Origin of the sequence: Micromonospora citrea, from assembly GCF_049629545.1 — a bacterium.
GTDB classification, from domain to species: domain Bacteria; phylum Actinomycetota; class Actinomycetes; order Mycobacteriales; family Micromonosporaceae; genus Micromonospora; species Micromonospora citrea_A.
Genome location: NZ_JBNADX010000003.1, coordinates 127,068 through 153,583 on the forward strand (window position 1 = coordinate 127,068; position 26,516 = coordinate 153,583).

Sequence of the window (26,516 nt, forward strand, 5' to 3'; positions counted from 1 at the left end):
TCGGTGGCGGCGTACCCGGTCGGGTGCCGGTCCGACCGGCCGGTGTGCGGCTCACCCCACCCGGGCAGCCGCTGCGGATCCGGCCCGGCACCGTACGCGTCGTCGGGTCGCCGCCCGGCCCACGGCGGCGGCGGGCCGTCGGGCGGTCCGTAGTTCGCCATGCACGCCTCCTGCGTACTCACTGCTGAGAGCCCGGCCACCACTGCGGGACGCCGACACCCTGGCCACCGTAGCGTGGTCGACCGATGAGCTCACCTTCCTCGCGTACGACACCCGCCGCCCCCGCGCTGATCTGGACCGCGCTCGTGCTGGTCTACGTGCTGTGGGGCTCCACCTACCTCGGCATCCGGATCGCCGTGGAGTCGCTGCCGCCGCTCGCCTCGGCCGCGCTCCGGTTCGCCGCGGCGGGCCTGGTGCTCGCCGCCGTGCTGCGGCTGCGCCGGGGACCGGGCGCCCTGCGGGTGGACCGCCGTCAGCTCGGCTCCGCCGCGCTGGTCGGGGTGCTGCTGCTGGCCGGCGGCAACGGGCTGGTGGTGCTCGCGGAGTCCGGCCCGCCCGGGGTGGCCGTGCCGTCCGGCGTCGCGGCCCTGCTGGTGGCGATCGTGCCGCTGCTGGTGGTGCTGCTGCGAACGGTCACCGGCGACCGGCCGCGTGGCTGGACCTTCGCCGGGGTGACCCTCGGCTTCCTCGGCCTGGTGCTGCTGGTGCTGCCGAGCGGCGGAGCGGACTCCGTGCCGCTGGCCGGCGCGCTCACCGTGGTCGCCGCCGCCACCTGCTGGTCGATCGGCTCGTTCGTCTCCGGCCGGCTGCGGATGCCCGCCGACCCCTTCGTCGCCACCGTGTACGAGATGTTCGCCGGGGCCGCCGCGCTGGCCGTGCTCGCGCTGGCCCGCGACGAGCTGCGCGGATTCTCGCCCGCCGAGGTGACCGCCCGGTCCTGGGCCGCGCTGGCGTACCTGATGGTGGCCGGCTCGCTGGTCGCCTTCACCGCGTACGTCTGGCTGCTGCACCACGCGCCGATCTCGCTGGTCGCGACGTACGCCTACGTGAACCCGGCGGTGGCGGTGGCGCTCGGCGCGCTGCTGGTCGCCGAGCCGGTCACCGCGCAGGTGCTGCTCGGCGGCGCGGTGATCGTGGCGGGTGTGGCGCTGGTGGTGAGCACCGAGCGACCCCGGCGTCCGGCCGGGGAGGCCGCCGCCGGGACAGCCGGGGAGCCCGCCCACCGGTAACGTCCCGACCCGTGTCCGTCGGCCTGGTGACTGTCACCGCGCTGCTCGGCGCCGCCGTCGGGGCCCTGGTCGGCCGGGCCGCGCCCGCGCTCGCCCGCCGGTTCCCCGCCGCCGCCCGGGACCCGGCCGACGCTGATGGGTCCGCGCACTGCCACGCCGATGCCGGCGCTCGGGTCGGGTCGGGCAGGAACGCCCACGCCGCGCCGATCCGGCGTGCCTGCGGCGGGGGCGGGCCGTGCGGAGCCGGCCGGGTGCCGCCGGACGTCCGCGCGGCGGTCGGAACCGCCTCGGCGGGTGTCGTCGGCGCACTGGTCTTCGGCGGGCTGACGGTCACTCTCGGCCCGGACCCGGCCCTGCCGGCGTTCCTGCTGGTGGCGGCCGGTGGGCTGGTGCTGGCGGCGGTCGACCTGACCTGCCGACGGCTGCCCGATCCGCTGGTGGCCGCGACCGCCGTGGCGGGTGGTGCCGGGCTCGTCGTGGCCGCGCTGGTCGCCGGCACGCCGGGCCGGCTGGGGGCCGCGCTCGTCGGGGCGGTGCTGTCCCTCGCCGGGTACGTGACGCTGGCCCTCCTGCCCGGATCGCGGCTCGGCTTCGGGGACGTGAAACTCGCCGCCGTGCTCGGGCTGCCGCTCGGCTGGTCCGGCTGGTCGCCGCTCTGCCTCGGCCTGCTCCTGCCGCACCTGCTCCAGGGAATCGTGGTGCTGACCCTGCTGGCCACCCGCCGGGTACGCCGCGACACACCGCTGCCGTTCGGCCCGGCGATCCTCGTCGGCGCCTGGCTCTCCGTCCTCCTCGCCTGAAGCGCCGCAGGCCGGCGGACATGATCGGGTAGCGTTTCCCGACACTCCAGCCGGCGTGTCGTGTCACATTCCGCTACCCGATCATGGGCGTGAATCCGGCCTCAGATGAGGCGGAGTTGGCGGTCCCTGGGCCGGCGGGGTTCCGCCTCGCCGAAGCGTTCGAACAGGCCCGGGTCGATCACGTCGAGGAACGGTGACGGCCGGCAGTCGCGCTCCGCGCCGTGCCGCACCCGCCGGGCGGCGTGGCTGACGTAGAGCCGGTCCTGGGCGCGGGTCAGGCCGACGAAGAAGAGCCGCCGTTCCTCGGCTACCGCGTCGTCGTCCGGCTCGGTGCCCGGCCAGCGCAGCGGCAGCAGCCCGTCCTCGGCACCCACCAGGAAGACGACCGGGAACTCCAGCCCCTTCGCCGCGTGCAGGGTGAGCAGGGTGACCGCCTCGGCGCGCGGGTCGAGGGAGTCCACCTCCGCGCCGGTGGCCAGCTGGGACAGGAAGAGCCCCAGGTCGTCGCCGCAGCGGCGGGCCAGCGGGGTGAGCAGGTCGACCGCCACCCGGACGTCCTCGGGGCGTACCGCGGTGGAGCCGTCCAGGGTGGGCGTGGCGAAGCGCTCGGCGAGCACCTGGCCGGCGAGGCGTACCCGGGCGGGCAGGCCGCCGCCGAGACCGTCCGCGTGCCGCAGCTCGCGGGCGATCGCCATCACGCCGGGCCGGTCCCGGAGCCGGTCGTGCGAGCGCTTCTGCACCGGGATGTTGGCCCGGGCGAGGGCGTCCACGATCGGCGCGGCCTGCGAGTCGGTGCGGTAGAGCACCGCGATGTCGGAGAAGGAGAGGGTGGTCGACCGGCCGTCGATCCGCCCCGAGTCCAACGACCGGTGGGACAGGCCGCCGACCAGCTCGTCGATGGTGCGTACCACGAAGTCTGCCTCGTCGGAGACGGAGGCCGCGGGGTAGCGACCGACCAGCGGGGCCTCCGGATCGAGCCGGGCCGGGTCCAGCCGGCGGCCCCGGACCAGCGACGACGGCGCGATGGCCTGCACCGCGGCGGCCAGGATCGGGGCCGACGAGCGGTAGTTGCGGTTCAGCCGGACCAGCCGGGCGTCGGTGAAGTCCTGCGAGAAGCGCAGGAAGTAGCCGACGTCCGCGCCCCGGAACGAGTAGATCGCCTGGTCCGGGTCGCCGATCGCGCAGAGGTTGCCGTCGGCGGGGCTGAGCAGCCGCAGCAGCTCGTACTGGACCGCGTCGACGTCCTGGTACTCGTCGACGAAGATCCACCGCCAGCGCTCGCGGTACTCGCGGACCAGCTTCCGGTCGGCCCTCAGCAGCGCGACCGGCAGGGTCAGCAGCTCGTCCAGGTCGACCAGGTCCTGCTTGCGCAGCAGCGCGGCGTACCGGGCGTCGTCGTCGCCGGCCTCGACGCGGGCCGCCGTCCGGTCGGCCTCGTCGGCGATCCGGAAGTCGCCCGGCAGCCCGACGGCCGCCGCGTTCTCCCGCAGGATGGTCAACCCCAGTGAGTGGAACGTGCCGACCGTGACGTCCTCGGCCACCGGCCCGAGCAGCCCGTCCAGGCGGTGCCGCAGCTCCTCGGCGGCCCGCCGGGTGAAGGTGATCGCCAGGCACTGCTCCGGGAAGACGTTCAGCTCCGCGCAGAGGTACGCGATGCGGTGCGTCAACGTCCGGGTCTTGCCGGTGCCCGGCCCGGCGACGATCAGCAGCGGACCGCCCGGCGCGGAGGCGGCCACCCGCTGCATGGCGTCCAACCGGTCCAGCAGCCCGGTGCCGACCTCCTCCATGCCGGCGAGCATCGGCTCGAACGGCTCGTGCGGGGAGGGTGCCGGCGCGATCGGCGGCGGTGGGGGCGGCGCGGCCTTCCGCTTCGGCTCGACCTTCGCCGGCACCGGGCGCTTCGCCTTCGGCTTCGGCGTCGGCTCCCCGGGCGTGCGCTGCGCCGGCACCGGTACGTCGAAGAGCGTCTCCTGTGCGCCCGGCGCACCGGGGCCGCCCAGCTCGGCCGGATCGAAGAGGGTGATCACCCCGTACTCGCCGTCGTAGCCGGGCACCCGGCGCACGTCACCGCGCCGCAGTCGGCCGACGCCCTCGGCGAGCAGCTCACCGCCGACCCGGCCGATCTCGTCCAGCGGGGTACGGGTGAGGATCTCCAACTCCGGACCGAGCGCCGCGACCAGCTCGTTGAGCTTGCCCTCGACCTTCTTCGACCGGGCGCCCACCTTGTTGATCTCGCCGAGGATCTCGGCCAGCGGCACCAGGTGGGTGACCTCCCGGGCGTGCGCCGGGCGGTGCCCCTCCGGCCGGTCGGCCAGCTCCTCGACCCGGCTCAGCACCCCGACGGTGAGCGGCTTGCCGCACTCCGGGCAGCGCCCACCGGCCTCCCGGGTCCGTTCCGGCGACCAGTTCACCCCGCAGAGCCGGTGCCCGTCCGCGTGGTACTTGCCCTCCTCGGGGAAGAACTCGATCGTCCCGGCCAGCCCGTCCCCGGTGCGCAGCGCCTCCCGGAGGGCGAAGTAGTCCCGGTCCGTCGCGAAGACGGTCGCCTCCCGGCCCAGCGCGGGCGGTGAGTGCGCGTCCGAGTTGGAGACCAGCCGGTAGCGGTCCAGGCTGCCGACCCGCCAGTTCATCTCCGGGTCGGAGGAGAGGCCGGTCTCCACCGCGAAGACGTGCTCGGCGAGGTCGGCGTAGCAGTCGGCGATCGCGTCGAAGCCGGACTTCGAGCCCAGCGCCGAGAACCAGGGCGTCCAGATGTGCGCCGGCACCAGGTAGCCGTCGCCGCTGGCCTCCAGGGTGATCTCCAGCAGGTCCCGGGAGTCCAGGCCGAGGATCGGCCGACCGTCCGAGCCCAGGTTGCCGATCCGCCCCAGCGCCGCGTTGAACCGCGCCACCGCGTCCAGGTCCGGCAGGTAGATCAGGTGGTGCACCTTGCGGGTCCGGTCGTCGCGCTTGTAGATCGTGGAGATCTCCACGCTCAGCATGAACCGGACCGGGTCGGCCTCCGCCTCGCCGGCCAGCCTCGGCGGCAGCCGGCGGGCCACGTCCCGCTCCACCTCGGGGCTGAGCCGGTACAGGCCGGGCTCGGCGGGACGCAGGGACTCCCGGAGGTGGTCGTACCAGGCGGGATGGGTGAAGTCCCCGGTGCCGAGCACGCCGATGCCCTTGCGCCGGGCCCACCAGCCGAGGTTGGGCAGGGTGAGGTCGCGGCTGCACGCGCGCGAGTACTTCGAGTGGATGTGCAGGTCCGCGACGAACGGCGGGACGCCACCGGGGGGTGCGGCGCTGAACGGAGGCACGCCGCATCCTGTCACGGCCGGTCCACTACCCGCCCGCCGCCACGCGTACGCGTGACCTGAGCAATCCGGTGCTGGACTGTGCGCCCCGGTCGCGCTATGGGGCGCGCAGCTCGACGAGGGTCACCTGCGGCGGGGCCCCGACCCGCACCGGCGGACCCCAGAAACCGGCGCCGTTGGTGACGTAGACCTTGGTGCCGTCCACCTCGCCGAGACCGGAGACCACCGGCTGCTGGAGCTTCACGGCCAGGTCGAACGGGACCATCTGCCCGCCGTGCGTGTGCCCGGAGAGCTGGAGGTCGACGCCGAACCTGGCCGCCTCCCGCGCGGCCACCGGCTGGTGGGCCAGCAGCACCACCGGTCGGGTCGGGTCCCGGTCACCCAGTGCGGCGGCGTAGTCCGGCGGGGCGGCCAGGCCGGTGCCGGCGGCGGTGACGTCGTTGACCCCGGCCAGGTCGAGCACACCGCCCCGGGCCTGGATCTCCAGCCGGGCGTTCTGCAACACCCGCAGGCCGAGCCGGTCCACCTCCTGGACCCACTCCTCCACCCCGGAGTAGTACTCGTGGTTGCCGGTGACGAAGAAGCTGCCGTACCGGGAGCGGAGGTCGCGCAGCGGTGCGGCCGCCCCGCCCAGCTCGGCGACGGAGCCGTCGACCAGGTCGCCGACGACCGCGACGAGATCCGCGTCGAGCCGGTTGATCGCGGCGACGATCCGCTCGGTGTGCTCCCGGCCGCGCAGCGGCCCGAGGTGGATGTCGGAGACGGTGGCGATGCGCAGGCCGTCCATGCTCCGGGGGAGCTTCGCCAGCGGGATCTGCACCCGGTCCAGCTGCGGCGGGCCCATCGCGGTGCGGACGCCGTACCCGGTGACGCCCGCGGCGGTGAGACCGGCGAAGATCGCTGCCCCCCGGGCGAGCAGCAACCGGCGGGAGGGGTCGTGGTCCGGCTGGTCGACGGCGGCGGCGGCGGGCGGCTCGGCGCTGCCCCCGGCCCCCACGAGCACCGGCTCCGGCGCGGCGGCGGTGGGCTCGGCGAGCACCGCCCGGCGGCGCAGCACCAGCTTCGCCACCGCCATCGGCACTTCCAGCACCACCAGGACGACCAGCAGGTAGAACATCAGCGCCAGCCAGAGGTAGCCGGGCCAGGCGAGCCAGAACGCGCCGGCGGCGCGGGTGGCCACCATCGTCGCCGGCACGAGCAGGGCCAGCACCAGCGCGGCGACGCTGCCGACGCGGCGCCAGCGACCGACCCGGGTGGTGTCCTTGACCAGCCGCTTCCAGAGGTAGAAGTGGATCAACCCGGTGATCAGGGTCAGGGTGGCCACGAACGCCAGGGTCGCCAACATGCCAGCCTCTTCCTCAGCCGCCCGCGAAGGGGGGCAACACGTCGATCGTGACCCCGGCCGGCAGCGGTGCCCGACGATCATGACAGGCCACGCCGTCGACCAGGAAACTCGCCACCGCCAGCACGGCGGCCATCCGGTCGCCGTGGCGGTGCACCAGTTCACCGACGAGTTCGTCGAGGGACCGGCCCGCGGATGCGGTCTCCTCGGTACGGCCGGCGGCGGCCCGCGCTCCGGCGAAGTAGCGGATGGTCAGCTCCACGGCTCAGCCTCCGATCGCCGACATGGGACGGGTCGGTTGCAGGAAGGTCGGGTCGTCGATCCCGTGCCCCGCGCGCTTGCCCCGCGTCGCGACCTGCCAGCGGCGGGCCAGGTCGGCGTCGTCGGCCCCGGCGCGCAGCGCGTCGCGCAGGTCGGACTCCTCGGTGGCGAAGAGGCAGTTGCGCACCTGGCCGTCGGCGGTGAGCCGGGTGCGGTCGCAGTCGCCGCAGAACGGCCGGGTCACGCTCGCGATCACGCCGACCTTCGCCGGGCCGCCGTCGACCAGCCACGTCTCGGCCGGGGCGGCGCCCCGCTCGGTCGGGTCGGGGGTCAGCGTGAACTCGTCGGCCAGCGAGGCGAGGATCTCGTCGGCGGTGACCATCGTCGCCCGGTCCCAGCCGTGCTGGGCGTCCAGCGGCATCTGCTCGATGAAGCGCAGCTCGTAGCCGTGGTCGAGGGCGAAGCGCAGCAGTGCGGGCGCCTCGTCGGAGTTGACGCCCCGCATCAGCACCGAGTTGACCTTCACCGGGGTGAGCCCGGCCGTGGCCGCGCCGGCCAGCCCGGCGAGCACGTCGGCCAGCCGGTCCCGCCGGGTCAGCGTGCGGAAACGTTCCCGGTCGAGGGTGTCCAACGACACGTTCACCCGGTCCAGCCCGGCGTCCCGCAGGGCGGGCGCGAGCCGGTGCAGCCCGATGCCGTTCGTGGTGAGCGAGATCCGGGGACGGGGTGTGAGTCCCGCCACTGCGGCCACGATGCCGGCCAGACCCGGCCGGATCAGCGGCTCCCCGCCGGTGAACCGGACCTCGGTCACGCCGAGCCGCTCCACGGCCACCCGGATCAATCGGACGATCTCGTCGTCGGTGAGCAGTTGCGGCCCGGCCAGCCAGGGCAGGCCCTCGGCCGGCATGCAGTACGTGCAGCGCAGATTGCACTTGTCGGTGAGCGACACGCGCAGGTCCCGGGCGACACGGCCGTACCGGTCGACGAGGACGCCGTCGGTCGTCGGGGCGGCGGTCACCCGTCGACCGTAGCGCGACCGTGCCCGCCCAGGGTCGCGCGGGCTGCCCGGGCGACCGCGTCCCGGTACGTCGCGCCGAAGAGCGCGGTGTGCACCAACAGCAGGTGGAGCTGGTGCAGTGGCACCCGGGCCCGCCAGCCGTCGGCGAGCGGCCACTTCTCCTGGTATGCGCCCATGATCCGGTCCAGGTGCGGCGGGCCGCCGAAGAGGGCGAGCTGGGCCAGGTCGGTTTCCCGGTGACCGCCGTGCGCCGCCGGGTCGACCAGCCAGGCCCGGTCGTCCGCCCCCCAGAGCACGTTGCCCGGCCACAGGTCACCGTGCACCCGGGCCGGCGGCTCGTCGCCGCCGAACTCCCCGATCCGTGCCACGACCTGCTCGACCAGGGCGGCCTCCGCCGCGCCGAGCGCGCCGCCGTCCACCGACCTGCGCAGGTACGGCAGGAGTCGTCGCCGCGCGAACCAGTCCGACCACGGCCCCTCGTCGGGGGTGTTGTCCTGCGGCAGCGCCCCGATGAAGCCGGTCCACTCCGCCCCGAACGCGTCCGCGCCGGCCCGGTGCAACCCGGCCAGCTCGCGGCCGAACCGCTCGGCCGCCTCGGGCGACGGCTCACCCGGCTCGACCCAGTCCAGGGCCAACAGCTCGGGCAGCGCCACCACCACCTCCGGCACGGCCACCGTGCCCGCCGCACGCAGCCAGCGCAGCCCGGCGGTCTCGGTGGCGAAGAAGCCCTCCGGCACCGGGCGGCCGGCCCGCTCCGGCCAGGTCTTGGCGAAGACGGAGTGCCCGTCGTCCAGGGTGAGCCGGGAGGCGGCACAGATGTCCCCGCCGGGGACCGGCGTCTCCCGGATCCGTTGGTGGGTGAGGAAGGTGGGCAGGTGTTCCGGGTGCGCCCGCAGGTACGCCAGGTCCATCAGCGCAAGGTATCCGCTTCCGGCCGGGTCGGTGGCCCGGCGCGTCCACCGTCGCCTGCCGGTGCCGTGCCGCAACGCCGCGACCTGGGCGAACACTCTCCGTGTCTGTGGATGGACCGCGTGTCGTCCACAGGGCCTGTCGGGCCGGTCCGTCGCCACAGCACGCTGCCCCCATGACCGCGACCGACCGCCCCCGGCTCACCGTCCGTTCCCCCGCCGACCTCGTCGCCGCCGTGCCGTACCTGCTCGGGTTCCATCCCGCCGACAGCGTGGTCGTGGTGGCGACGCGGGACCGGCGGGTCGTCTTCGCCGCCCGCGCCGACCTGCCCGACTCCGGCGCCGACCCCCGGTTGCCCGCCCGGCACCTCGGCGACGTCCTCGCCCGGCAGGACGCCGACGCGGCGACCGTGATCGGGTACGGCCCGCCCGAGCAGGTCACCCCCACCGTCGACGCGGTGCGCGAGGCGCTGGCCGGGGCCGGCCTGCCCGTGCTGGACGCGCTCCGGGTCACCGACGGGCGGTACTGGTCGTACCTCTGCGACGGGGTGGACTGCTGCCCGCCCGACGGCACCCCGTACGACCCGGGCAGCAGCCGGGTCAGCGCGGAAGCCGTCTACGCCGGCCAGGTGGCCCTGCCCGACCGGGCGGCGCTCACCGCCCAGGTCGCGCCCGACCCGGGGCACGATCCGGCGGCGATGCGCCGGGCCGGGGTACGCGCCGAGCGGCGGCTGCTCACCCTGCTGGAGCAGGCCCCCGCCGCCGACCTGCTCGGTGGCCGGTCGGTCCGGGCCGCCGGGGTGGACGCCGTACGGGTCGCCCTGCGCCGGCACCGCCGGGGCGAGCGGCTGACCGACGACGAGGTGGCCTGGCTCAGCCTGCTCCTGACCCACCTGCCCGTCCGCGACCACGCCTGGGAACGCACCGACGGGCGGGACGAGGACATCAGCCTCTGGAGCGACGTGCTCCGACGCGCCGAGGAGGAGTTGATCGCCGCGCCGGCCAGCCTGCTGGCCTTCGCCGCGTGGCGGGCCGGCCAGGGCGCGTTGGCGGCGGTGACGCTGGAACGGGCCCTGGCCGTGCACCCCGACTACTCGCTGGCCCGGCTCCTCGACGACCTGCTCCGCCGTGGCGTACCCCCGTCGGAACTGGACGGCTGGCCGGCGGTGGGGGAGACGTCCCCGGTGGTCCGCCGCAGGGGCCGCCGTCCCCGCCGCCGCCGGTCCTGACGGGCTCAGTGTCGGATCCGGTGGGCTCCCGTGTAGACGTTCATCGACCGTCCCCGCAGGAACCCGACGAGGGTCATCCCCGCCTCCCCGGCCAGGTCGGCCGCGAGGGTGCTCGGGGCGGAGACCGCCGCGAGCAGCGGCAGCCCGGCCATCCACGCCTTCTGGGTCAGCTCGAAGCTGGCCCGGCCGGAGACCAGCAGGAGGTGCCCGGCCAGCGGCAGCCGACGACGGCGTACCGCCCAGCCGACCACCTTGTCCACGGCGTTGTGCCGGCCGACGTCCTCGCGCAGCGCCACGAGTCCCCCGTCGGGGTCGAACAGGCCGGCCGCGTGCAGCCCGCCGGTGCGGTCGAAGGCGCGCTGCGCCGCCCGCAGCCGGTCGGGCAGCTCGGCCAGGAGTCCGGCGGGGACGGTGAGCGGGTCGTCCGCGACGGCGAAGCGGGACCGGGTGCGGATCGCGTCGATGCTGGCCTTGCCGCAGACCCCGCAGGAGCTGGTGGTGTGGAAGTTCCGGGTCGGGTCGGTGGCCGGCTCGGGCACGCCGGGGGCGAGCACCACGTCCACCACGTTGTACGTGTTCGGCGTCTGCGCGCCGGCGCAGAGCTGCGCGGTGCGGACGTCCTCGTCCGAGCGGATCAACCCTTCGGTGAGCAGGAACCCGATCGCCAGGTCCAGGTCGTCCCCGGGGGTCCGCATGGTCACCGTCAACGGGCGTCGCCGTCCCGGGCCGGCCGGACCGACCCGGATCTCCAACGGCTCCTCCACCGCCAGGGTGTCCGGCCGGCGCAGCGCCGCCCGCCCGTCGACCGCCGCGTCGAGGTCGATCCGGAGCACGCCCCGCCGGTCAGTCGCCCGTCCCATCCCGCCATCCTGCCCCGCCGCGGCGACCGCCCGCACGGCGACGTCCGCCGGATCCGGCCGCGCCGGCTTCTCCCCGATTGCGGGGTCCGGGTACGCCGGTCCCGCCACCTGCCGCGACCGGGGCGGGACGGCCGAATGGACGTGGCGGGTGGCCGGTCCCGGAGGCCGGACGGCACGGCGGCGCGGATACGGTGACCGGGTGACGGCGTACGCGGCGGTGGTGCTCGCGGGAGGCGCGGCCCGGCGGATGGGCGGCCGGGACAAGCCCGGCGTGCCGGTGGGCGGCCTGCCCATGCGGGAGCGGGTGCTGGCGGCGGTCGCCGACGCCGCCCCGCGCGTCCTGGTCGGGCCGGGTGGCCCGGTCCCCGACGACGTCCTGGTGACCCGGGAGCAGCCGCCCGGCGGTGGTCCGGTGGCCGCCACCGCGGCCGGCCTCGCCCCGCTGCACCCCGGTACGACCACCGTCGCCCTCCTCGCCGCCGACCTGCCCCTGCTCACCCGGGAGGCGGTCGCCACCCTCCGCGCCGGGCTGGACGCCGACCGGGACGCCGACGGGGTGTGCCTCGTCGACGACCGGGCGCGGCGGCAGCCGCTCTGCGGGGTGTGGCGGGTGGCGCCGTTGCGGGCCGCGCTCGACCGGCTGACCGACCGGCGGGGCGGGACGCTCGACGGGGCCTCGATGCGGGAGCTGCTCGCCGAACTGACCGTGCGCGAGCTGCCGTGGACCGGCAGCGGCCCGCCGCCGTGGTTCGACTGCGACACTGACTCGGACGTACGCCGGGCGGAGGAGTGGACACAATGACGGTGATGGACGACTGGGTGACGGCCGCCTGCGCCGAGCTGGGGCTGGACCCGGCCGGCGTGCCGGTGCCGACGGTGCTGGAGTTGGCCAAGGACGTGGCGCACCAGGTGCTGCGGCCGGGTGCGCCGGTCAGCGCGTACCTGCTCGGGATCGCCGTCGCGCGCGGCGCGGACCCGGCGGAGGCGGCGGCCCGGCTGAGCGCGCTGGCCGGGACGTGGCCGGTCGAGTTGGGCGGCGAACGCCCCGCGTGAGGCTGCCCGTCCGGGTTGTCCGATCCCGGTCGCGGTGGATTCGTTCCCCGGCCGGCGTGGGTAGGGTGACCTTGACGGACGGAGGCGATCATGACGGCGGAGCACCCCTCGAAGCCGGCGAGTGATCAGCCCGGCGCAGCGCCGGAACATCACGAGTCGGTCCTGCTGGACGAGCCGACCACGGCCGACCTGCGGGCCAAGGTCACCGAGGCGTGGCGGGAGTTCGCCCGGGCCCTGGCCGAGCGACTGCGCGACCTGCCCGCCGGGGCGCACCTCGAACTGACCCTCGACCCGACCGCCTCCGGCACCGGGGACGCCGTCTACTCGGTGAGCGTGGACGTGGCCGAGGGCCGGGTCGTCGCCCGGGCCGTCGGCAACGCCACCCTGCCGCAGGGCTACCGGCTGGACCGGGCCGCCGTGGCGGACATGATCGCGCTGGGCTGGTCGCCGCCCGGCGTGCTGGCCGGCTCGGGCGAGGACTTCGGCCTGGAGGGCTCGACCGAGGACGCGAGCAAGCTCGCCGCGCTGCTCTCCCGCACCCTGCGCGACGTCTACGGCGCCCCGCACCCGGCGTTCCTGGTCTACCTGGTGCACGACGCGCAGGGCGAGTCGCTGCCGGTCGAACCGCTCGGCACGGCGCGCAGCGAGTTCGGCCCCGACCGGGACGTGGAGGCCGACCTGGACGAGGCGCTGGCCGCGGCGGCGACCGCGCAGGGCGGCGACAACGACGTCCTGGCCCTGGAGGAGCGGGTCCGCACGGTCGTGTCGACCATGCTGAAGTCGAAGTCCGACGCGCTCCAGGTCGACTCCGACGGCGACATCAACATCCGCGCCGGGTCGGCCATGGTCTTCGTCCGGGTACGCGACAACCCGCCGCTGGTCGACGTCTTCTCCCCGGTGCTCACCGAGGTCGAGCCGACCGAGCGCCTCTACGTGAAGCTCTCCGAGCTGACCAACCGGATGCCGATCGGCCGGCTCTACTGCGCCGACGACACCGTCTGGGCGTCCATCCCCGTCTTCGGCCGGAACTTCCAGGCCACCCACCTGATGCTCGCGGTGCAGGTGATGACCGGGCTGGCCGACGAGTTGGACGACCGGCTGCACGGGGAGTTCGGCGGTAAGCGGTTCTTCGGCGAGGGCGACAAGCCGAGCCGCCCGGCGGCGGAGTCCGACCACCGCACCGGCATGTATCTCTGACCGCCGCTCCGCCGGCCGGCGGGCTCAGCCGACGTCGAGCAGGGTCTTGCCGACGGTGGCCCGGGACTCCATCGCGGCGTGCGCCTCGGCGGCCCGTTCCAGCGGGTACCGCTGCCCGATCAGCGGGCGCAGCCGCCCGGCCGCGCCCTCGGCCAGCGCCCGGGCGGTGAGGGCGCGCAGCTCGTCCGGCCCGGCCGTGGGCCGCAGCAGGGTCACGCCCCGCTCGGCCGCGAGCCGGTCCGGCACGTCGGCCCAGGACCCGCCGGCCAGCCCGAAGCTGACCATGCGGCCACCCGCGCCCAGCAGGTCGAACGCGGATCGGCCGATGTCGCCGCCCACCCCGTCGAAGACGACGTCCACTCCGCCGGTGGCCGCCCGTACCCGGTCGGCCCAGTCCCCGGCGGTGTAGTCCGCCACCACTTCGACCCCGGCGTCGCGCAGCAGCGCCGTCTTGCGCGGGCCGCCGGCCAGCCCGACCACTCGCGCGCCGGCCCGCCGCGCGAGCTGCACCAGCAGGCCGCCGACCCCGCCGGCCGCCGCCTCGACGAGGACCCGTTCCCCGGTACGCGGGGCGGCGGCCTCGGTCAGCAGCAGCGCGGTACGACCGTCGGCGAGCAGCGCCACCGCCTCGTCCAGCGCCAGCCCGTCCGGCACCTCGACCGGCGCGGTCCGCTCGACCACCACCCGCTCGGCGTACCCGCCGTACCCGCCGGTGCCGCTGACCACCCGCCGGCCGACCAGCGCCGGGTCCACATCCGGGCCGACCGCGCCGATCACGCCGCCCACCCCGTTGCCGGGGATCAGCGGCAGCGGGGCGCGGTACGGGCCGAACCCGGTGGCCCGGAACATGGTCTCGACGAAGGTCAGGTTGACGTGCGCCACCTCGATGAGCACCTGTCCGGGCCCGGGCGCCGGGTCGGGCGCCGTCCCCGGCGTCAGCGTCTCCGGCCCGCCGAACTCCCGTAACCAGACCGCCCGCACGGCTCCTCCTCAGCTCCTCCGGTCGCGTCCCGGCACCGCCCCGAGGGGCCGGCGCCGCCGGGGCGGCGGTGCGGCCGACGGGGACGACCGGCCCCATTCGACAACCTGACGTCGACTTCAGGTCAAGGGGTCAGGTCGTGGACGGGCCGACGCCGGGGGACTCGACGAGCCGGGACAGCACGATGGTGCTCCGGGTGGAGGTCACGAACGACTCCGCCCGCAGCCGTTCCAGCGCCTCCTCCAGGTGGGAGATGTCGGCCGCGCGCAGGTGTACGAGGGCGTCCGCCTCCCCGGAGACCGTGTACGCCCCGACCACCTCGGGGTGCCGTCGGGCGGCCACCCCGATCTGGGCGGGTGTGGTCCGGCCGGCGCAGAACAGCTCGACGAAGGCCTCCGTGGTCCAGCCGACGGCGGCCGGGTCGACCACCGCGGTGAACCCGCGGATCACCCCGGCGGCGCGCAGCCGGTCGACCCGTCTCTTGACCGCCGGAGCGGAGAGTGACACCCGGGTCCCGATGTCCGCGTACGAGGCGCGGGCGTCTGCTACGAGCAACGCAATGATTCGCTGGTCTACCGCGTCTATCTGCAACGTTCCGCCTTCATAAAGCAAGAGTTATGGCTGTTACCAAAGTTCTACGCTACCTACTCTTGGTCACCGTGAACCAGCAGCGAGTCCCGCGAAAGCGGACATATCTCATGTGCTCGCCCGAGCACTTCGCCGTCGAGTACGCGATCAACCCGTGGATGGACGTCACGACGCCCGTCGACGCGGAGCTGGCGGTCAAGCAGTGGGACCGCCTGCGGGAGACCCTGGTCGGGCTCGGTCACGACGTGCACCTGCTCACCCCCGAGGCGGGGCTGCCGGACATGGTCTTCGCGGCCAACGGCGCCTTCGTGGTGGACGGCACGGTCTACGGCGCCCGGTTCAAGCACGAGCAGCGGACCGCCGAGGCCGCCGCGCACCGGGCCTTCTACGAGTCGCAGGGCTGGCGGTTCATCGCGCCGAGCGAGACCAACGAGGGTGAGGGCGACTTCGCGTACCTGCCGGAGGCGCACGGCGGCCTGATCCTCGCGGGCCACGGCTTCCGCACCGAGCTGCCGGCACACGCCGAGGCGCAGGAGGCGCTCGGCCGGCCGGTGGTCTCGCTGCGCCTGGTCGACCCGCGCTTCTACCACCTGGACGTGGCGCTGGCCTCGATCGACGACACCAACGTCGTCTACTACCCGGGGGCCTTCTCGGCGGCCAGCCAGCGGGTGCTCACCCAGCTCTTCCCGGACGCGGTGCTCGCCGACGACGAGGACGCGCTGGCCTTCGGCCTGAACCTGGTCAGCGACGGGCTCAACGTCGTGCTCAACAGCGAGGCCACCCGGCTGGCCGGCAAGCTCAAGGCGGCCGGCTACCACCCGGTGCCGGTCGAGCTGGCCGAGGTGAAGAAGGGCGGCGGCAGCGTGAAGTGCTGCATCGCCGAGCTGCGCCACTGACGCGTCCCGGCTTCGACGTGCGAAGGGCCGGCCCCGGGCGGGGGCCGGCCCTTCGGCGTACGGGGGCGCTCAGCCGAGCGTGGCGACCTCGCTGACCATCACGTTGGAGAGCAGCCGCCCGTCGAGCTGGACGGTGCGCAGGTACCACTTCTGCTGCGGGGTGCGCGGCTGGTTGAACTGCCACACCCCGCGCGGGCTGTCGATCTGGCCGATCTTGCCGAGGGCTAGGTTGACCTGCTGCGGGGTCGGGTCCGGCCCGGCCAGCCGGATCGCCTTGTCCAGCACCTGCGCGGCATCGTACGAGGCCATCGCGTAGGTGCTGGGGGAGACGTTGTACGTCTTGCGGTACGCCGAGGCGAAGAGCCGGTTGGCGGCGTTGTTCAGGTCGGCCGAGTAGTTCGACGCGGTCTGGATCGTCCCGGGCAGCAGGTTGTCGTCGTCGTCCAGCAGCACCCCGCGTACCTCGTTGAGGACGTTGCCCTCGGTCAGGAAGCCGGGGGCGTAGAGCGGCCCGGTGTAGGCCGGCCGGGTGCGGCGCAGCTGCCGGATGAACTGGATCGCGGCCTGGCCGGTGAAGTGGCAGAAGATCGCGTCGGGGTTGCGGTTCAGCGCCGCGCGGATGTCGTCGGCGTAGGTGTTCTCGCCGGGGTTGGCGGAGGACTTGGCCCAGATCGGCTCGCCGGCCAGCCGCGGGTCGTCGACGCCGAAGGCCTGGCGGAAGCCCTGCACCACGTCGAGGCTGCCGCCGCCCTCGGGAGCGATGACGACCACCCGGCTGCCGGGCGGCATCCGCTCCTTGAGGTACCCGCCGAGCGCCCGGCCCGGCTCGTCCAGCACGTACGACGTGCGCCAGATGTAGACCACGCTCTGCAGGCTGACCGGTGAGGCGTTCGACCCGATCAGGGGCACCCGGGCCTTTTCCACGATGTCGCGGATGCCCGACATCACGACCGGGTTGGCCACCCCGGTGAGGGCGAGCACGCCCTGCTTGAGCAGGTCGTTGACGGCGGCCTGGCCGGCCTTGGCAGTGTCGCCCTCGTCCCGCTTCTCCAGGGTCACCGGGTGCCCGCCCAGGCGCTGGTCGTGCATCGACAGGTAGAGCTCGAAGCCGTTGACCATCTCCTGGCCGACGGCCTTGCCCGTGCCGCTCTCCGGCGCGATGAGGCCGATCTTGATCGGGGAGCCGTCCGCGACCGTCTCGCCGCCGTCGTCGTCGGTGCCGCAGCCGGCGACCAGCCCGGTGGTACCGAGCGCGGCCAGCAGTTGAAGGGCGCGCCTGCGGTTCATGTGCGACACCGAAATCCTTCCGGGAGCGTTGCCGGGCGTCACCGCCCCTCCGGCGTTCTACCTGCTTAGCGACGCTGCGTCAATGGCTCTTGATCTTTCCAGAGCGACTGCAACGCATCCCTGACCTGCGGCCAGGCCGCCGAATCCGGATCGATGAGGCCGAAGTGCTCACATTCCGGCAGTTCAACCAGGGTGACGTCGCCGCCCGCCGCCCGTGCGGCGGCGACGTAGTCCCGGCTCATCGCCACCGGCACCTGCCGATCCCGCACACCATGGCAAATTACTGTCCGTGTCGGCAGGGGTACCAATGCCCGTGGATCGGTGGCCGCGTACCGGTCGGGGTGCTCGCTCGGGCCGCCCCCGAGCAGCGCGGCCACCGCACCGGCGTCCAGGTCCAGCCGGTACGCCTCGGCGAGGTCGGCGACCGGGGCCAGCGCCAGCACCCCGCGTACGGCGTCCGGAGCGTGCGCCGCGACGTGGAGCGCGAGGTGCCCGCCGGCCGAGTGGCCGAGCAGCAGCGGCGGACTGGCGGCCACTCGGCCGGGCAGGGCCCGGACCGCCATCCCGGGCAGCGCCGCCACCCCGGCCAGCACATCGGTCAGGGTGCCCGGCCAGCCGCCGTCCGGCTGCCCGGTGCGCCGGTACTCGACCTGGGCCACCGGCCAGCCGAGCCCGGCCAGCGCCGCGGCCAGTGGGCCGGTGTGGGTGCGGTCGTACTCGGCCCGCCAGAAGCCGCCGTGCAGGATCGCGACCAACGGCCGGAGCGGGCCGTCGCCGGCGGGGCGACGCAGGTCGACGATCTGGTCCGGGTGGTCCCCGTAGGCCAGGGTCAGGTCGGGGGGTGGCGCGGGGCGGGTGAGCACGGCGCGCGGGTCGGCGGGCATGTCGGCGACGGTAGCGCGCCGCACCGCCGGGTGGCGGCGGTGACCGGTCCCACCGCGTGCTGCTCGCGGGGGTGGGTAAAGATGGGTGCCATGACCGAAGCGCACTCCGCTGGACAGAACGACGAGCCGGGCCGCGACGGCGCCGGGCACTCCGGCACCGTGGTGGTGATCGGACCGGACGGCCGCCCGGTCGGCACGGTGCAGACCGACGAGCAGGCGGGCGAGGACCCGGCCCGCCTGGTGGAGCAGCCGGCCAAGGTGATGCGGATCGGCAGCATGATCAAGCAGCTGCTGGAGGAGGTCAAGGCCGCTCCGCTCGACGACGCCAGCCGGCACCGGATGCGGGAGATCCACGAGCGGTCGATCGTCGAGCTCAAGGAGGGCCTCGCCCCCGAGCTGCGCGAGGAACTGGAGCGGATCTCGCTGCCCTTCACCGAGGACAAGGCCCCGAGCGAGGGCGAGCTGCGGATCGCCCATGCCCAGCTGGTCGGCTGGCTGGAGGGGCTGTTCCACGGCATCCAGGCGGCGCTGGTCGCGCAGCAGATGGCGGCCCGGGTGCAGCTGGAGCAGATGCGTTCCGGCCGGCAGGCGCTGCCCAGCGGCCCGGCCGGGATGATGCCCGGCATGCCGGGCATGGGTCAGCCGCAGGGTGGGGAGCACAGCACCGGCCAGTACCTCTGACCGGTCAGCCCGCCCCGAAGACCTTCTCCAGGTACGCCGCCACGCCGTCCTCGGTGTTCGCCCCGGTCACCTCGTCGGCGATCGCCAGGACGGCGGGGTGCGCGTTGGCCACCGCCACCGCCCGTCCGGCCCAGGTCAGCATCGGCAGGTCGTTCGGCATGTCCCCGAAGGCGAGCACGTCCTGCTCGGACATGCCGAGCCGTTCGGCGTACCAGGCGAGGCCGGCCGCCTTGGTCACCCCGGCGGCGGAGATCTCCACCAGCCCGCTGTACGACGAGTGCGTCGCCTCGGCCAGCCCCTGCAGCGCGCCGGCCACCAGCTCGACGAAGGCGTCCGGGTCCTGCTCGCCGGCGCGGGCCAGCAGCTTCACCGCCGGGGCCGAGAGCAGCTCTTCCGGCGACTCGACGGCCCGGATCGCGTCGTGGTCGGCGTCCCAGCGCAGCGGGTAGTGCGCCTCGTGCCGCATCTGCCGGCTGTCGACGATCTCCACCGCGAAGCTCACGTCGGGCACCGCCGCGCGCAGCCGCCGGGCCACCTCGGCGAGGTGTTCCGGGGCGAGCGGGTCGGCCCGGAGCACCTCGTCGGCGGCCGGGTCGTAGACCACCGCGCCGTTGGCGCAGATCGCCGGGAGCGGGGTGGGCAGCTGGTCGTAGACGAGTTGGAGCCAGCGGATCGGACGGCCGGTGACCAGCACGACCGGCGTGCCCTGCGCGGTGATCCGCTCCAGCACGGCGGCGGTCCGGGCGCTGAGCGTACGGTCGTCGGCGAGCAGGGTGCCGTCGATGTCGGTGGCGACGAGTCGGGGTGGGATTCCCATCACCGGGACAGTAGTCGGTCCAGGTAGACCGCGACTCCGTCGTCGTCGTTGCGCAGGGTCACCTCGTCGGCCGCGGCCCGCACCTCCGGGTGGGCGTTCGACACCGCCACCCGGGCCCACCCGGCCCAGCCGAACATCGGCAGGTCGTTCGGCATGTCCCCGAAGACCAGCACCTCCGCCGGGTCCACACCCAGCCGCTCGGCGACCACGCTCAGGCCGGTGGCCTTGTCCACCCCAGGCGGGCAGATCTCGATGAACCCCAGCCCGGCCTGGGTCAGCGTGGCGACCTGCGGCGGGATGATCTCGCGCGCCACGGCCAGCAACTCGTCGACGTGATGGTCGGCGGTACGCGCGAACGCCTTGATCACATCGCCGGAGAGGCACTCGGCCCGGCTGCGCGCCTCGAACCGGTCCTGGTACGGCCAGCTCGGGTGGTAGTCGCCCCAGAGTGGCGCGTCGTGCTCGTCGGACGCCTCGACCATCACGGTGAGCGGGCCCGCCGCCGCCTCCAGGTCGGCCAGGAGCGTCGCCAGCACCTCACCCGGCAGCCGCTCGTCCCGGAGCACCAGCGGGCCGGCCGGGTCGCTCTGGTCCACCACGCAGCCGCCCCCGGCCATCACCAGGAAGTCGGCGGCGCGGATGTCGTTGCGGGTCAGCTCCTTCAGCCGGGGGCCACGGCCGGTGGCGCCGACCACCGGGATGCCGGCGGCGCGCACCCGGTCGAGCACCCCGTGCGTGTACGCCGAGACGGTGTCGTCGCTGCGGACGAGCGTCCCGTCGAGGTCGGTGGCGATCAGCTTGGGCAGTCCCGGGCGGGTCATCGTTCCTCCTTCGCCCGCCGCCGTCGCAGCCAGCCGTTCTCGGTCGTCGGTGCCTCGACCGGAGTTGACGGCGGGCAGCAACCGTACCTCGCGGAACTGGTCGCAACCATGACTTCCCGGCGAATCGGGTGCCAACGCCCGGTGGCGTGCCCCGCGCCCCCGCGCCGCGCCGGAGACGGCCGGTCAGGCTTCCGGATCCCGGCGGGCGAACGGGACGGTCGGCGCGACCGTGAGGTCGGCGGGGGCCGGGGGTCGGGACCCTTCCCCGCGCCCCGGCCGGCGGAAGTCGACCGGGGTGGCCTCCGCCCCGGGGTCCGGCGCGGGGGACCCGGCCGGCTGCCGGCCGGCGACCTGGAGCGCGGCCCCGAGCAGCGCCGCCGCGACGAACGCCATCACCAGGCCCCGCCCGTACGCCACCCGGAAGCCGTCGTCGGTGGAGTAGAAGAGCACCCGCTGCCCGGAGTCGTCCAAAGAGAGGGCGGTCGCGGTCAGCAGCGCCAGCAGCGCGCCGGCCACGGCCAGGCCGGCCACCCGGGCCTCCCGCCGCACGGCCGGGCCGCCCCGCAGGGCGAGCGCCACGGCGGCGGTGAGCAGCAGCAGTCCCACCAGGTACGCGACCCCGAAGCCGCCGATCTCGGACACCCCGTTCGGCACCTGGATGGTGGCGTCGCCCTCCGGTCCGCCGTTCGGCAGCGTCAGCACCAGCCACTCGCCCAGCAGGGACGCCATCGCCGCCACCGCGCCGAGGGCGGCCACCACCAGGGGCAGCCGGCCGTCCCGGCGGAGGCCGGTCAGCCCGCCCCCGAGCCGCCGGTCCGGGGTGCTCTGCGCCGCACCCCACTCCACGACGGTCGTCCCGTCCGCGCGGTCGTCCTGGCGCGGGACCGGGTTTTCCTGTGACATTCCGATCACCTTCCGCTGTCCCGGGACTGTCCCGCATCATGTCACGCCCCGATCGTGCCGACCGGGGAGCGCGAGCCGGGGACCGGCGCCGGCCGGTCGCCGGCCGGGGCGGTTTCGGTTAGCGTCGCAGTCATGCCTATCCGTACCGCTTCCGCACGCTGGCAGGGCAACCTCACCGAGGGTTCCGGGACCGTCCGCACCGGCAAGGGCGGCCTGACCGGGAACTACTCCTTCAAGTCCCGCTTCGAGGAGGGCGAGGGGACCAACCCCGAGGAGCTGATCGGCGCCGCGCACGCCGGCTGCTTCTCGATGGCCCTCTCCAAGCAGCTCGCCGACGCGGGCGCCGCCGACACCTCCGTGGAGACCACCGCGAAGGTGCACTTCGACAAGACCGACGCGGGCATGACCGTGACCCGGATCGACCTGGAGACGGTCGGTCAGGTGCCGGGCATGGACGAGGCGCAGTTCACCAAGCTCGCCGAGGCCGCCAAGGAGAACTGTCCGATCTCGCGACTGCTCTCCCCGGGCGCCCAGATCACCCTGAACGCCCGACTCGCCTCCTGACCCGCTCCGGACGCCGTCCGCCCCGCCCGGGGCGGACGGCGTCCGCGCGACGGGGCGCCCTTGCGGCCTCGACCGCCACCTGGGCGGCGCGGGCACGGATCTCGAGGCGGCCGACCGGCCCGGAGTCGGGGACAATGGACGGCGTGCCGGTGCAGATGAGCCGTGAACGCTTCGAGGAGCTGGTCGGCGAAGCCCTCGACGAGGTGCCCGAAGAGCTGCTCGGGCTGATGAGCAACGTGGTGATCCTGGTCGAGGACGACCCGCCCCCCGGGGAGGACCTGCTCGGCCTCTACGAGGGGCACGCGCTGACCGAGCGCGGCTGGGACTACGGCGGGGTGCTGCCCGACCGGATCCTCATCTACCGCCGCCCGATCCTGCGGATCTGCGACACCGAGGACGATGTCGTCGACGAGGTGGCGGTGACCGTGGTCCATGAGATCGCCCACCATTTCGGCATCGACGACGAGCGGCTGCACGCCCTGGGCTGGGGCTGACGCCCCGCACGGCCGATGCCGCCCGTTGCGCCGGGAGCCTACGGTTGGGGAGCACACCCCGAATCAGGAGGAAGACCATGCGCAGCGCGCTGTTCTCCGCGGAGAACCTCGAGAAGGAGTCCGCCCAGCCCGGCATGCGGCTGCAGAACTCCAAGATGCTGAAGATCGAACTCAACGGCGAGGCCATGGCCCGCGTCGGCTCGATGGTGGCGTACCAGGGTCAGGTGCAGTTCCAGGCACTCGGCTCGGGGGGCATCGGCAAGTTCATCAAGCAGCGGCTGACCGGTGAGGGCGTGCCGCTGATGAAGCTGAGCGGCCAGGGTGACGTCTTCCTCGCCGAGCTGGCCAAGGACGTGCACATCATCGACCTGGAGCCGGGCGACGCGCTCTCCATCAACGGCTCCAGCGTGCTGGCCTTCGACTCCACCCTGTCGTACGACATCAAGATGGTCGGCGGCGCGGGCATGGCCTCCTCGTCCGGCCTGTTCAACTGCGTCTTCACCGGCCACGGCCGGATCGCCATCACCACCAAGGGCACCCCGGTGGTGCTCAACGTCGACGCCCCCACCTACGTCGACCCGCAGGCCGCGGTCTGCTGGTCGGCCAACCTCCAGACCGGCTACCACCGGGCGGAGCAGCTCGGCCTGGGCACGCTGCTCGGCCGCAGCACCGGTGAGGCGTTCACGATGAGCTTCGCCGGCCAGGGCTTCGTGGTGGTCCAGCCGTCGGAGGAGCCGCCGATCATGGGCAGCGGCGCCCAGCAGCAGCAACAGGGCGGTCTGCTCGGCGGACTGCTCAGCTGAGCGCGACGGCGGGGCGCCCGGACCGGGCGCCCCGCCGGCTCAGGTCAGCTCGCCGCGCCGCAACCGGGCCAGCCAGGCCGCCGCGTCGGCGTAGTCGGCCTCGGAAAGCCCGGCCGGAGCCGGGACCGGCCGGTCACCCACCCCGTCGGCCCACCGGTGCCGGGGGTACGACCCGAGGAAACGCACGTCGGCGCAGACCCGGCGCAGCCCCTGCAACGCCTCGCCCATCCGGACGTCGGCGACGTGGCCAGTGCCGTCGAGGAAGAAGACGTACCGGCCCAGCGCCTCGCCCGTGGGGCGGGACTCGATGCGGCTCAGGTTGACCCCGCGTACGGCCAGCTCCATCAGCACCGAGAGCAGCGCGCCCACCCGGTCGTGGGCGATGTAGACCGCCAGCGAGGTGACGTCGTCCCCGGTCGGGGGCGGTGGCGGGCCGGGGCGGGACACCAGCGCGAAGCGGGTCACCGCGTCCGGGTGATCCGCGATCTTGTCGGCGAGCACCGCCAGCCGGTGCCGGGTGGCCCCTATCGGCGCGCAGATCGCCGCGTCGTACTCGCCGGCCGCCGCGCCGGCCGCCGCCGCGCCGTTGGAGAGCACGTCGACCACGGTGGCGTCGGGCAGGTGCTCGCGCAGCCAGTTGCGGCACTGGGTGGAGGCCTGCGGGTGGGCGGCGACGTCGCGCACCGACTCCAGGGTGGTGCCGGGGCGGGCGCCCAGCACGAACTCGACGGGCAGGATCACCTCGCGGGTGATCACCAGCGGGTCCCCCTCGGCGAGTTCGTCCAGGGTCACCCCCACCGCGCCGCCGATCGAGTTCTCCAGCGGCACCAGGGCCGCGTCCGCCTCGCCCGCCCGTACGCAGTCCAGCGCCTCACCGACGCTGCGGGCCGGCGTACGACTGCCGTGCTCGGCGGCGGGGACGGTGCGCAGCGCCTGCTCGGCGAAGGTCCCCTCGGGGCCGAGGAAGACGAAGCGGGTCGGCGGTGTTCCGGGCATGTCACCCAGCCTACGCACCCGGCAACGCCCCGGTCCCGGCGTCGCAGGCCAACGTCCGGATGGCGGGTGGTGCGGCGGCGCGTACCTCGATCGAGCAGACGTCCGTGCCGGCGGTGACCAGACGCAGCGCGCCCGGCTCGCCCCGGGTGACCGCCTGGAGCGCCTCGTGCCCGGCCACGGCGAGCACGGTGTACTGCCAGCCGTCGGCGCAGAGCGGACCGGTGGTGGCCCGCACCCGGACGCCGGCCGGCAGCACCCGGTCACGCAGCAGCCCCACCACGCGGTCGGCCGACGGTCGTCCCGCGCACGCGGTGGCGGCCGCCGCGGGAGTGGGGCCGGGCGGCGTGAGCGGGGTGCTCGAAGTCGGCGACTCGGCGGGTGGGAGACCGGGGGTGGCGGTCACCGGTGGGACCGCCGTGGGCACGCCGCCCGGCAGCACGCCGCGGGTGGGTGGCCCGTCGACACCCGGCGAGGTGACCGGGGTGGCGGTGCCCCCGGCCGACGGGGCGGCGCAGGCGGCGAGCGGCAGGGCGGCGAGCAGGGCGCCGGCCACGGCCAGCCGGCGCGCGGCGGGGCGGTGCGATGGGTCAGGCGGCACGGCCGGTCCTCAGGGGGGCGAGCCTCAACGGCATCGATACGGATCGTTGCGGCCGGGTGGCCGGTGCGCCCATGGTAGGAGGATCGGGCGGCAACGTGAAGGTCAGCGCAGGACGCGGTGACCGGCGCGTTCCAGCGCGAGGGTCGCCGCGCCGAGGCGTACCGCGGGAACCAGCACGTGGTCGGTGTCGTACGTGGAGAAGGCCACCACGTCGACCCGGGCCTCGGCGAGCGGGCCCACCAGCGCGGCCAGGGTGCCGGTCACCGGCGCGTCCACCGGCCCGACGATCCGCAGGCACCGCCACTCGGTCTCCACCACGGCCTGCCCGGGCGCGCGGTCGGCCGGGCAGATCACCGAGATCCCGTCGGCGGTCCAGCTCACGGTCACCACGTCGGTGCGACCCGGCTCGGCCCACAGCCCGGACGGCAGGGGCGTCCCGGCGGGCAGCCGGCACACCGCGTACTCACCCGGGAGCAGCGCGAGATCGAGCATGAGGGCACCTTACGGCGTCGGGGGTCGACCCCGGAGCGCCGTGGCGTGCGGCACCCGCCGCCCGGCGGGTCAGACCTGGGAGAAGAAGGTGAGCGAACCGGCGACGTCGCCGTCGGTGAGCACCGGGGTCGAGATGGCGTCCACGGTGGCGTCGGGCGCGTCGTCGCCGGCGGCCTGTACCCGCAGCAGCCCCCGGGCGAGCCGCCCGGAGTGCAGTGCGAGCAGCGGCGGGATCTTGTCGGTCTCCTGCTCGGTCAGCTCGCCGCGGGCCGCGGTGAAGTCGAGCAGCCGCAGGCCGCCCTCCAGCAGCGGCAGGCCGACCACGTCCTCCGGGGCGCCCAGGCAGAGCAGCCGGCAGCCGGACGCCGAGATGGCCAACACCCGGGTCTCCGCGTCGATCAGCAGGCAGGGCTCGTCGGCGTGGGAGACGGTGGCGGACCACTGACCGACGTTGTCGGACCCCTGCTCCGGCGGTGTCCGCGAGGCTGGTGCGAACACGTCCGAGAGCGAGAGTTCGACGTGGGCCACCGCGCCTCCTATGTACACCGACGGTCTGTCCACGCTAGCCGGTCGATTCGACAGGCGCTCGACCGCGCTCGTGTCACCGGTCGCCGTCGACGTTCGGATGCCCGGACCGACCGGACGGCCGGCGACGGCGCGGTCCGGGGTGCCTTTCGGTGGCCCGGGCCGCGTGGCGTCGCCGGTGACGTTACCGGCGGGCGGCCGGCTTGTCAGCGGCCGTTCGGCCCTCGTCGTACCACCGGTAGTCGGCGGCGGGACGGTACGTGCCGTTGAGCCAGGTCTGCGGCTGCTGCGCGATCCGGGACAGCTTCTCGGCGGTCGCCGGGCTGATCCGGTTGCCGCCGGCGACGAGGAGCCGGTCCAGCTCCCGGTGGGTCGCCATGAGGCAGTCCTTCGGCAGGCCGTACACGCTGATGACGCCGGAGCCGACGAATGTCAGCACCGGCGTCACCGGGATCGGCAGGCCGACGGCCTCGGAGAGCGCCTTGCTCGCCCGCTTGGCGTCCCGGCGGGCCTCGGCCACGTACGGCGGCCGCTTGCCGTTGATCTGCACCACGTCCCCGGCCACCAGCACGCGGGCCCGCCCGTGGTCGGCGATGCTCACGGCGAAGAGCCCGCTCGGGCCGATGGCGAGGAAGCCGGCGCGGTCGTCCTGCCCGCGGTCGAGCAACGCGTCGACGGCGTCCGTGCGCGGCCACTCGATGACGTGCCAGGCGGGGCCCAGGTGGTCGAGCTGGCCGAGCGCCCGCGCCCCGGCCGCCTCCAGGCGGCGGGCGTCCCGTTCGGCCCGACGGCGGCGGGCCCACTCCAACGGACTCGGCCGGGCCGGCTGGAGCGCCGAGGGCGCTTCCGTCCGGGGATGCGGCACCGCCACGGGCGGCAGTGCCCGGGTGGGTACGGCTCGGCGAGCGGGAAAGACAGTCATCGCGACCTCCGGCAAAAGGTCCCTCGAAGTTATGTCCTCACTACCCTACGTTGCCATCCGGGGGGTACGGCAAGTT

The 26,516-nt window shown here is 74.7% G+C and carries 29 protein-coding genes; 11 read left to right on the forward strand and 18 right to left on the reverse strand.

Translation table 11 applies throughout. The annotated features are described in order from the left end of the window. The first annotated feature begins 245 nt into the window (after positions 1-245). Both ACPFP2_RS04985 and ACPFP2_RS04990 read left to right on the forward strand, forming a co-directional pair. Positions 246-1,229 (forward strand): EamA family transporter, encoded by a 984-nt coding sequence (locus ACPFP2_RS04985; protein WP_424086549.1) that lies wholly within the window; start codon positions 246-248, stop codon positions 1,227-1,229. Positions 1,230-1,240: 11 nt separating this feature from the next. Continuing rightward, the gene (locus ACPFP2_RS04990; RefSeq protein ID WP_424086551.1) at positions 1,241-2,029 is read left to right on the forward strand and encodes a prepilin peptidase; all 789 of its coding nucleotides are present in this window, start codon (positions 1,241-1,243) and stop codon (positions 2,027-2,029) included. Between the two features lie 101 nt (positions 2,030-2,130). On the opposite strand, the gene ACPFP2_RS04995 is transcribed toward ACPFP2_RS04990, so the two are convergent. From ACPFP2_RS04995 to ACPFP2_RS05015, 5 genes are all read right to left on the reverse strand, one after another. After that, positions 2,131-5,325, reverse strand: a complete 3,195-nt coding sequence (locus ACPFP2_RS04995) for a UvrD-helicase domain-containing protein (RefSeq protein ID WP_424086552.1) — start codon at positions 5,323-5,325, stop codon at positions 2,131-2,133. Positions 5,326-5,419: 94 nt separating this feature from the next. After that, positions 5,420-6,667, reverse strand: coding sequence for a metallophosphoesterase (locus tag ACPFP2_RS05000; protein WP_424086554.1), 1,248 nt, complete (start codon positions 6,665-6,667; stop codon positions 5,420-5,422). Between the two features lie 13 nt (positions 6,668-6,680). Further along, positions 6,681-6,926 (reverse strand): MoaD/ThiS family protein, encoded by a 246-nt coding sequence (locus ACPFP2_RS05005; RefSeq protein WP_424086556.1) that lies wholly within the window; start codon positions 6,924-6,926, stop codon positions 6,681-6,683. 3 nt (positions 6,927-6,929) lie between these two features. Continuing rightward, positions 6,930-7,943, reverse strand: a complete 1,014-nt coding sequence (moaA, locus tag ACPFP2_RS05010) for a GTP 3',8-cyclase MoaA (RefSeq protein ID WP_424086557.1) — start codon at positions 7,941-7,943, stop codon at positions 6,930-6,932. After that, positions 7,940-8,854, reverse strand: coding sequence for a fructosamine kinase family protein (locus tag ACPFP2_RS05015; protein WP_424086559.1), 915 nt, complete (start codon positions 8,852-8,854; stop codon positions 7,940-7,942). The genes moaA and ACPFP2_RS05015 overlap by 4 nt, the downstream gene beginning before the upstream one ends. Positions 8,855-9,027: 173 nt before the next feature. On the opposite strand from ACPFP2_RS05015, the gene ACPFP2_RS05020 reads away from it, so the two are divergent. Continuing rightward, positions 9,028-10,080, forward strand: a complete 1,053-nt coding sequence (locus ACPFP2_RS05020) for a DUF4192 domain-containing protein (RefSeq protein WP_424086561.1) — start codon at positions 9,028-9,030, stop codon at positions 10,078-10,080. 5 nt (positions 10,081-10,085) lie between these two features. On the opposite strand, the gene fdhD is transcribed toward ACPFP2_RS05020, so the two are convergent. Beyond that, positions 10,086-10,940, reverse strand: coding sequence for a formate dehydrogenase accessory sulfurtransferase FdhD (gene fdhD / locus ACPFP2_RS05025; protein ID WP_424086562.1), 855 nt, complete (start codon positions 10,938-10,940; stop codon positions 10,086-10,088). A gap of 148 nt (positions 10,941-11,088) precedes the next feature. Here fdhD and mobA point away from each other — a divergent pair, with 148 nt between their 5' ends. The 3 genes from mobA (at position 11,089) to ACPFP2_RS05040 (ending at position 13,190) form a co-directional block, all read left to right on the forward strand. Beyond that, positions 11,089-11,742 (forward strand): molybdenum cofactor guanylyltransferase, encoded by a 654-nt coding sequence (mobA, locus tag ACPFP2_RS05030; protein WP_424086563.1) that lies wholly within the window; start codon positions 11,089-11,091, stop codon positions 11,740-11,742. Further along, complete coding sequence (locus tag ACPFP2_RS05035) at positions 11,739-11,993, forward strand: DUF6457 domain-containing protein (RefSeq protein WP_424086564.1); 255 nt, start codon at positions 11,739-11,741, stop codon at positions 11,991-11,993. The genes mobA and ACPFP2_RS05035 overlap by 4 nt, the downstream gene beginning before the upstream one ends. A 90-nt stretch (positions 11,994-12,083) precedes the next feature. After that, positions 12,084-13,190: a T3SS (YopN, CesT) and YbjN peptide-binding chaperone 1 gene (locus tag ACPFP2_RS05040; RefSeq protein WP_424086566.1), complete on the forward strand. Its 1,107-nt coding sequence runs from the start codon at positions 12,084-12,086 to the stop codon at positions 13,188-13,190. A gap of 24 nt (positions 13,191-13,214) precedes the next feature. Here ACPFP2_RS05040 and ACPFP2_RS05045 read toward each other — a convergent pair whose 3' ends face one another. Both ACPFP2_RS05045 and ACPFP2_RS05050 read right to left on the reverse strand, forming a co-directional pair. Then, entirely contained in the window at positions 13,215-14,171 is a 957-nt protein-coding gene (locus ACPFP2_RS05045) for a zinc-binding dehydrogenase (protein ID WP_424086568.1), read from the reverse strand. A gap of 130 nt (positions 14,172-14,301) precedes the next feature. Then, positions 14,302-14,760, reverse strand: coding sequence for an Lrp/AsnC family transcriptional regulator (locus ACPFP2_RS05050; RefSeq protein WP_088976642.1), 459 nt, complete (start codon positions 14,758-14,760; stop codon positions 14,302-14,304). 59 nt (positions 14,761-14,819) lie between these two features. On the opposite strand from ACPFP2_RS05050, the gene ddaH reads away from it, so the two are divergent. Next, positions 14,820-15,653, forward strand: a complete 834-nt coding sequence (ddaH, locus tag ACPFP2_RS05055) for a dimethylargininase (RefSeq protein WP_424086571.1) — start codon at positions 14,820-14,822, stop codon at positions 15,651-15,653. Between the two features lie 69 nt (positions 15,654-15,722). Here the strand turns inward: ddaH and ACPFP2_RS05060 are convergent, their stop codons facing one another. After that, complete coding sequence (locus ACPFP2_RS05060; protein ID WP_424086573.1) at positions 15,723-16,949, reverse strand: ABC transporter substrate-binding protein; 1,227 nt, start codon at positions 16,947-16,949, stop codon at positions 15,723-15,725. Between the two features lie 56 nt (positions 16,950-17,005). After that, complete coding sequence (locus ACPFP2_RS05065) at positions 17,006-17,824, reverse strand: alpha/beta hydrolase family protein (RefSeq protein ID WP_424086575.1); 819 nt, start codon at positions 17,822-17,824, stop codon at positions 17,006-17,008. An 81-nt stretch (positions 17,825-17,905) separates the two neighbouring features. Here ACPFP2_RS05065 and ACPFP2_RS05070 point away from each other — a divergent pair, with 81 nt between their 5' ends. Next, positions 17,906-18,505, forward strand: coding sequence for a bacterial proteasome activator family protein (locus ACPFP2_RS05070; protein ID WP_424086577.1), 600 nt, complete (start codon positions 17,906-17,908; stop codon positions 18,503-18,505). Between the two features lie 4 nt (positions 18,506-18,509). On the opposite strand, the gene ACPFP2_RS05075 is transcribed toward ACPFP2_RS05070, so the two are convergent. The 3 genes from ACPFP2_RS05075 to ACPFP2_RS05085 form a co-directional block, all read right to left on the reverse strand. Next, entirely contained in the window at positions 18,510-19,322 is an 813-nt protein-coding gene (locus ACPFP2_RS05075) for an HAD family hydrolase (RefSeq protein ID WP_424086579.1), read from the reverse strand. Continuing rightward, the gene (locus ACPFP2_RS05080; protein ID WP_424086581.1) at positions 19,322-20,143 is read right to left on the reverse strand and encodes an HAD family hydrolase; all 822 of its coding nucleotides are present in this window, start codon (positions 20,141-20,143) and stop codon (positions 19,322-19,324) included. Before ACPFP2_RS05080 ends, ACPFP2_RS05075 begins: the two co-directional genes overlap by 1 nt. A gap of 183 nt (positions 20,144-20,326) precedes the next feature. After that, positions 20,327-21,046, reverse strand: a complete 720-nt coding sequence (locus ACPFP2_RS05085) for a hypothetical protein (protein ID WP_424086583.1) — start codon at positions 21,044-21,046, stop codon at positions 20,327-20,329. Positions 21,047-21,178: 132 nt separating this feature from the next. On the opposite strand from ACPFP2_RS05085, the gene ACPFP2_RS05090 reads away from it, so the two are divergent. The 3 genes from ACPFP2_RS05090 to ACPFP2_RS05100 all read left to right on the forward strand — a co-directional run bounded on the left by ACPFP2_RS05090 (position 21,179) and on the right by ACPFP2_RS05100 (position 22,907). After that, on the forward strand, positions 21,179-21,610 hold the full coding sequence (locus tag ACPFP2_RS05090) for an OsmC family protein (protein WP_088976635.1): 432 nt from the start codon (positions 21,179-21,181) through the stop codon (positions 21,608-21,610). A 149-nt stretch (positions 21,611-21,759) separates the two neighbouring features. Then, a complete protein-coding gene (locus tag ACPFP2_RS05095; protein ID WP_424086961.1) occupies positions 21,760-22,104 on the forward strand; it encodes a metallopeptidase family protein in 345 nt (114 codons plus the stop codon). 77 nt (positions 22,105-22,181) lie between these two features. Beyond that, positions 22,182-22,907 (forward strand): AIM24 family protein, encoded by a 726-nt coding sequence (locus tag ACPFP2_RS05100; protein ID WP_424086585.1) that lies wholly within the window; start codon positions 22,182-22,184, stop codon positions 22,905-22,907. A gap of 39 nt (positions 22,908-22,946) precedes the next feature. On the opposite strand, the gene pheA is transcribed toward ACPFP2_RS05100, so the two are convergent. The 5 genes from pheA to ACPFP2_RS05125 form a co-directional block, all read right to left on the reverse strand. Beyond that, positions 22,947-23,903 carry a prephenate dehydratase gene (pheA, locus tag ACPFP2_RS05105; protein ID WP_424086587.1) on the reverse strand — a complete coding sequence of 319 codons (957 nt, stop codon included), beginning with the start codon at positions 23,901-23,903 and terminating at the stop codon, positions 22,947-22,949. A gap of 10 nt (positions 23,904-23,913) precedes the next feature. Beyond that, positions 23,914-24,501, reverse strand: coding sequence for a hypothetical protein (locus ACPFP2_RS05110; RefSeq protein ID WP_424086588.1), 588 nt, complete (start codon positions 24,499-24,501; stop codon positions 23,914-23,916). 102 nt (positions 24,502-24,603) lie between these two features. Then, entirely contained in the window at positions 24,604-24,993 is a 390-nt protein-coding gene (locus tag ACPFP2_RS05115; protein WP_424086590.1) for an ACT domain-containing protein, read from the reverse strand. A gap of 69 nt (positions 24,994-25,062) precedes the next feature. Next, positions 25,063-25,521: a PAS domain-containing protein gene (locus ACPFP2_RS05120; RefSeq protein ID WP_424086592.1), complete on the reverse strand. Its 459-nt coding sequence runs from the start codon at positions 25,519-25,521 to the stop codon at positions 25,063-25,065. Positions 25,522-25,702: 181 nt separating this feature from the next. Then, positions 25,703-26,440: a hypothetical protein gene (locus ACPFP2_RS05125; protein ID WP_424086594.1), complete on the reverse strand. Its 738-nt coding sequence runs from the start codon at positions 26,438-26,440 to the stop codon at positions 25,703-25,705. Between the last annotated feature and the right edge of the window lie 76 nt (positions 26,441-26,516).

Bases quoted from the DNA above. Each gene is read 5' to 3' on its own strand.
- ACPFP2_RS04985 (WP_424086549.1), top strand. From the start codon at position 246: ATGAGCTCACCTTCCTCGCGTACGACACCCGCCGCCCCCGCGCTGATC.
- ACPFP2_RS05000 (WP_424086554.1), bottom strand. From the start codon at position 6,667: ATGTTGGCGACCCTGGCGTTCGTGGCCACCCTGACCCTGATCACCGGG.
- ACPFP2_RS05015 (WP_424086559.1), bottom strand. From the start codon at position 8,854: ATGGACCTGGCGTACCTGCGGGCGCACCCGGAACACCTGCCCACCTTC.
- ACPFP2_RS05020 (WP_424086561.1), top strand. From the start codon at position 9,028: ATGACCGCGACCGACCGCCCCCGGCTCACCGTCCGTTCCCCCGCCGAC.
- fdhD (WP_424086562.1), bottom strand. From the start codon at position 10,940: ATGGGACGGGCGACTGACCGGCGGGGCGTGCTCCGGATCGACCTCGAC.
- ACPFP2_RS05035 (WP_424086564.1), top strand. From the start codon at position 11,739: ATGACGGTGATGGACGACTGGGTGACGGCCGCCTGCGCCGAGCTGGGG.
- ACPFP2_RS05040 (WP_424086566.1), top strand. From the start codon at position 12,084: ATGACGGCGGAGCACCCCTCGAAGCCGGCGAGTGATCAGCCCGGCGCA.
- ACPFP2_RS05065 (WP_424086575.1), bottom strand. From the start codon at position 17,824: ATGCCCGCCGACCCGCGCGCCGTGCTCACCCGCCCCGCGCCACCCCCC.
- ACPFP2_RS05070 (WP_424086577.1), top strand. From the start codon at position 17,906: ATGGGTGCCATGACCGAAGCGCACTCCGCTGGACAGAACGACGAGCCG.
- ACPFP2_RS05075 (WP_424086579.1), bottom strand. From the start codon at position 19,322: ATGGGAATCCCACCCCGACTCGTCGCCACCGACATCGACGGCACCCTG.
- ACPFP2_RS05080 (WP_424086581.1), bottom strand. From the start codon at position 20,143: ATGACCCGCCCGGGACTGCCCAAGCTGATCGCCACCGACCTCGACGGG.
- ACPFP2_RS05085 (WP_424086583.1), bottom strand. From the start codon at position 21,046: ATGTCACAGGAAAACCCGGTCCCGCGCCAGGACGACCGCGCGGACGGG.
- ACPFP2_RS05090 (WP_088976635.1), top strand. From the start codon at position 21,179: ATGCCTATCCGTACCGCTTCCGCACGCTGGCAGGGCAACCTCACCGAG.
- ACPFP2_RS05100 (WP_424086585.1), top strand. From the start codon at position 22,182: ATGCGCAGCGCGCTGTTCTCCGCGGAGAACCTCGAGAAGGAGTCCGCC.
- pheA (WP_424086587.1), bottom strand. From the start codon at position 23,903: ATGCCCGGAACACCGCCGACCCGCTTCGTCTTCCTCGGCCCCGAGGGG.
- ACPFP2_RS05115 (WP_424086590.1), bottom strand. From the start codon at position 24,993: ATGCTCGATCTCGCGCTGCTCCCGGGTGAGTACGCGGTGTGCCGGCTG.
- ACPFP2_RS05125 (WP_424086594.1), bottom strand. From the start codon at position 26,440: ATGACTGTCTTTCCCGCTCGCCGAGCCGTACCCACCCGGGCACTGCCG.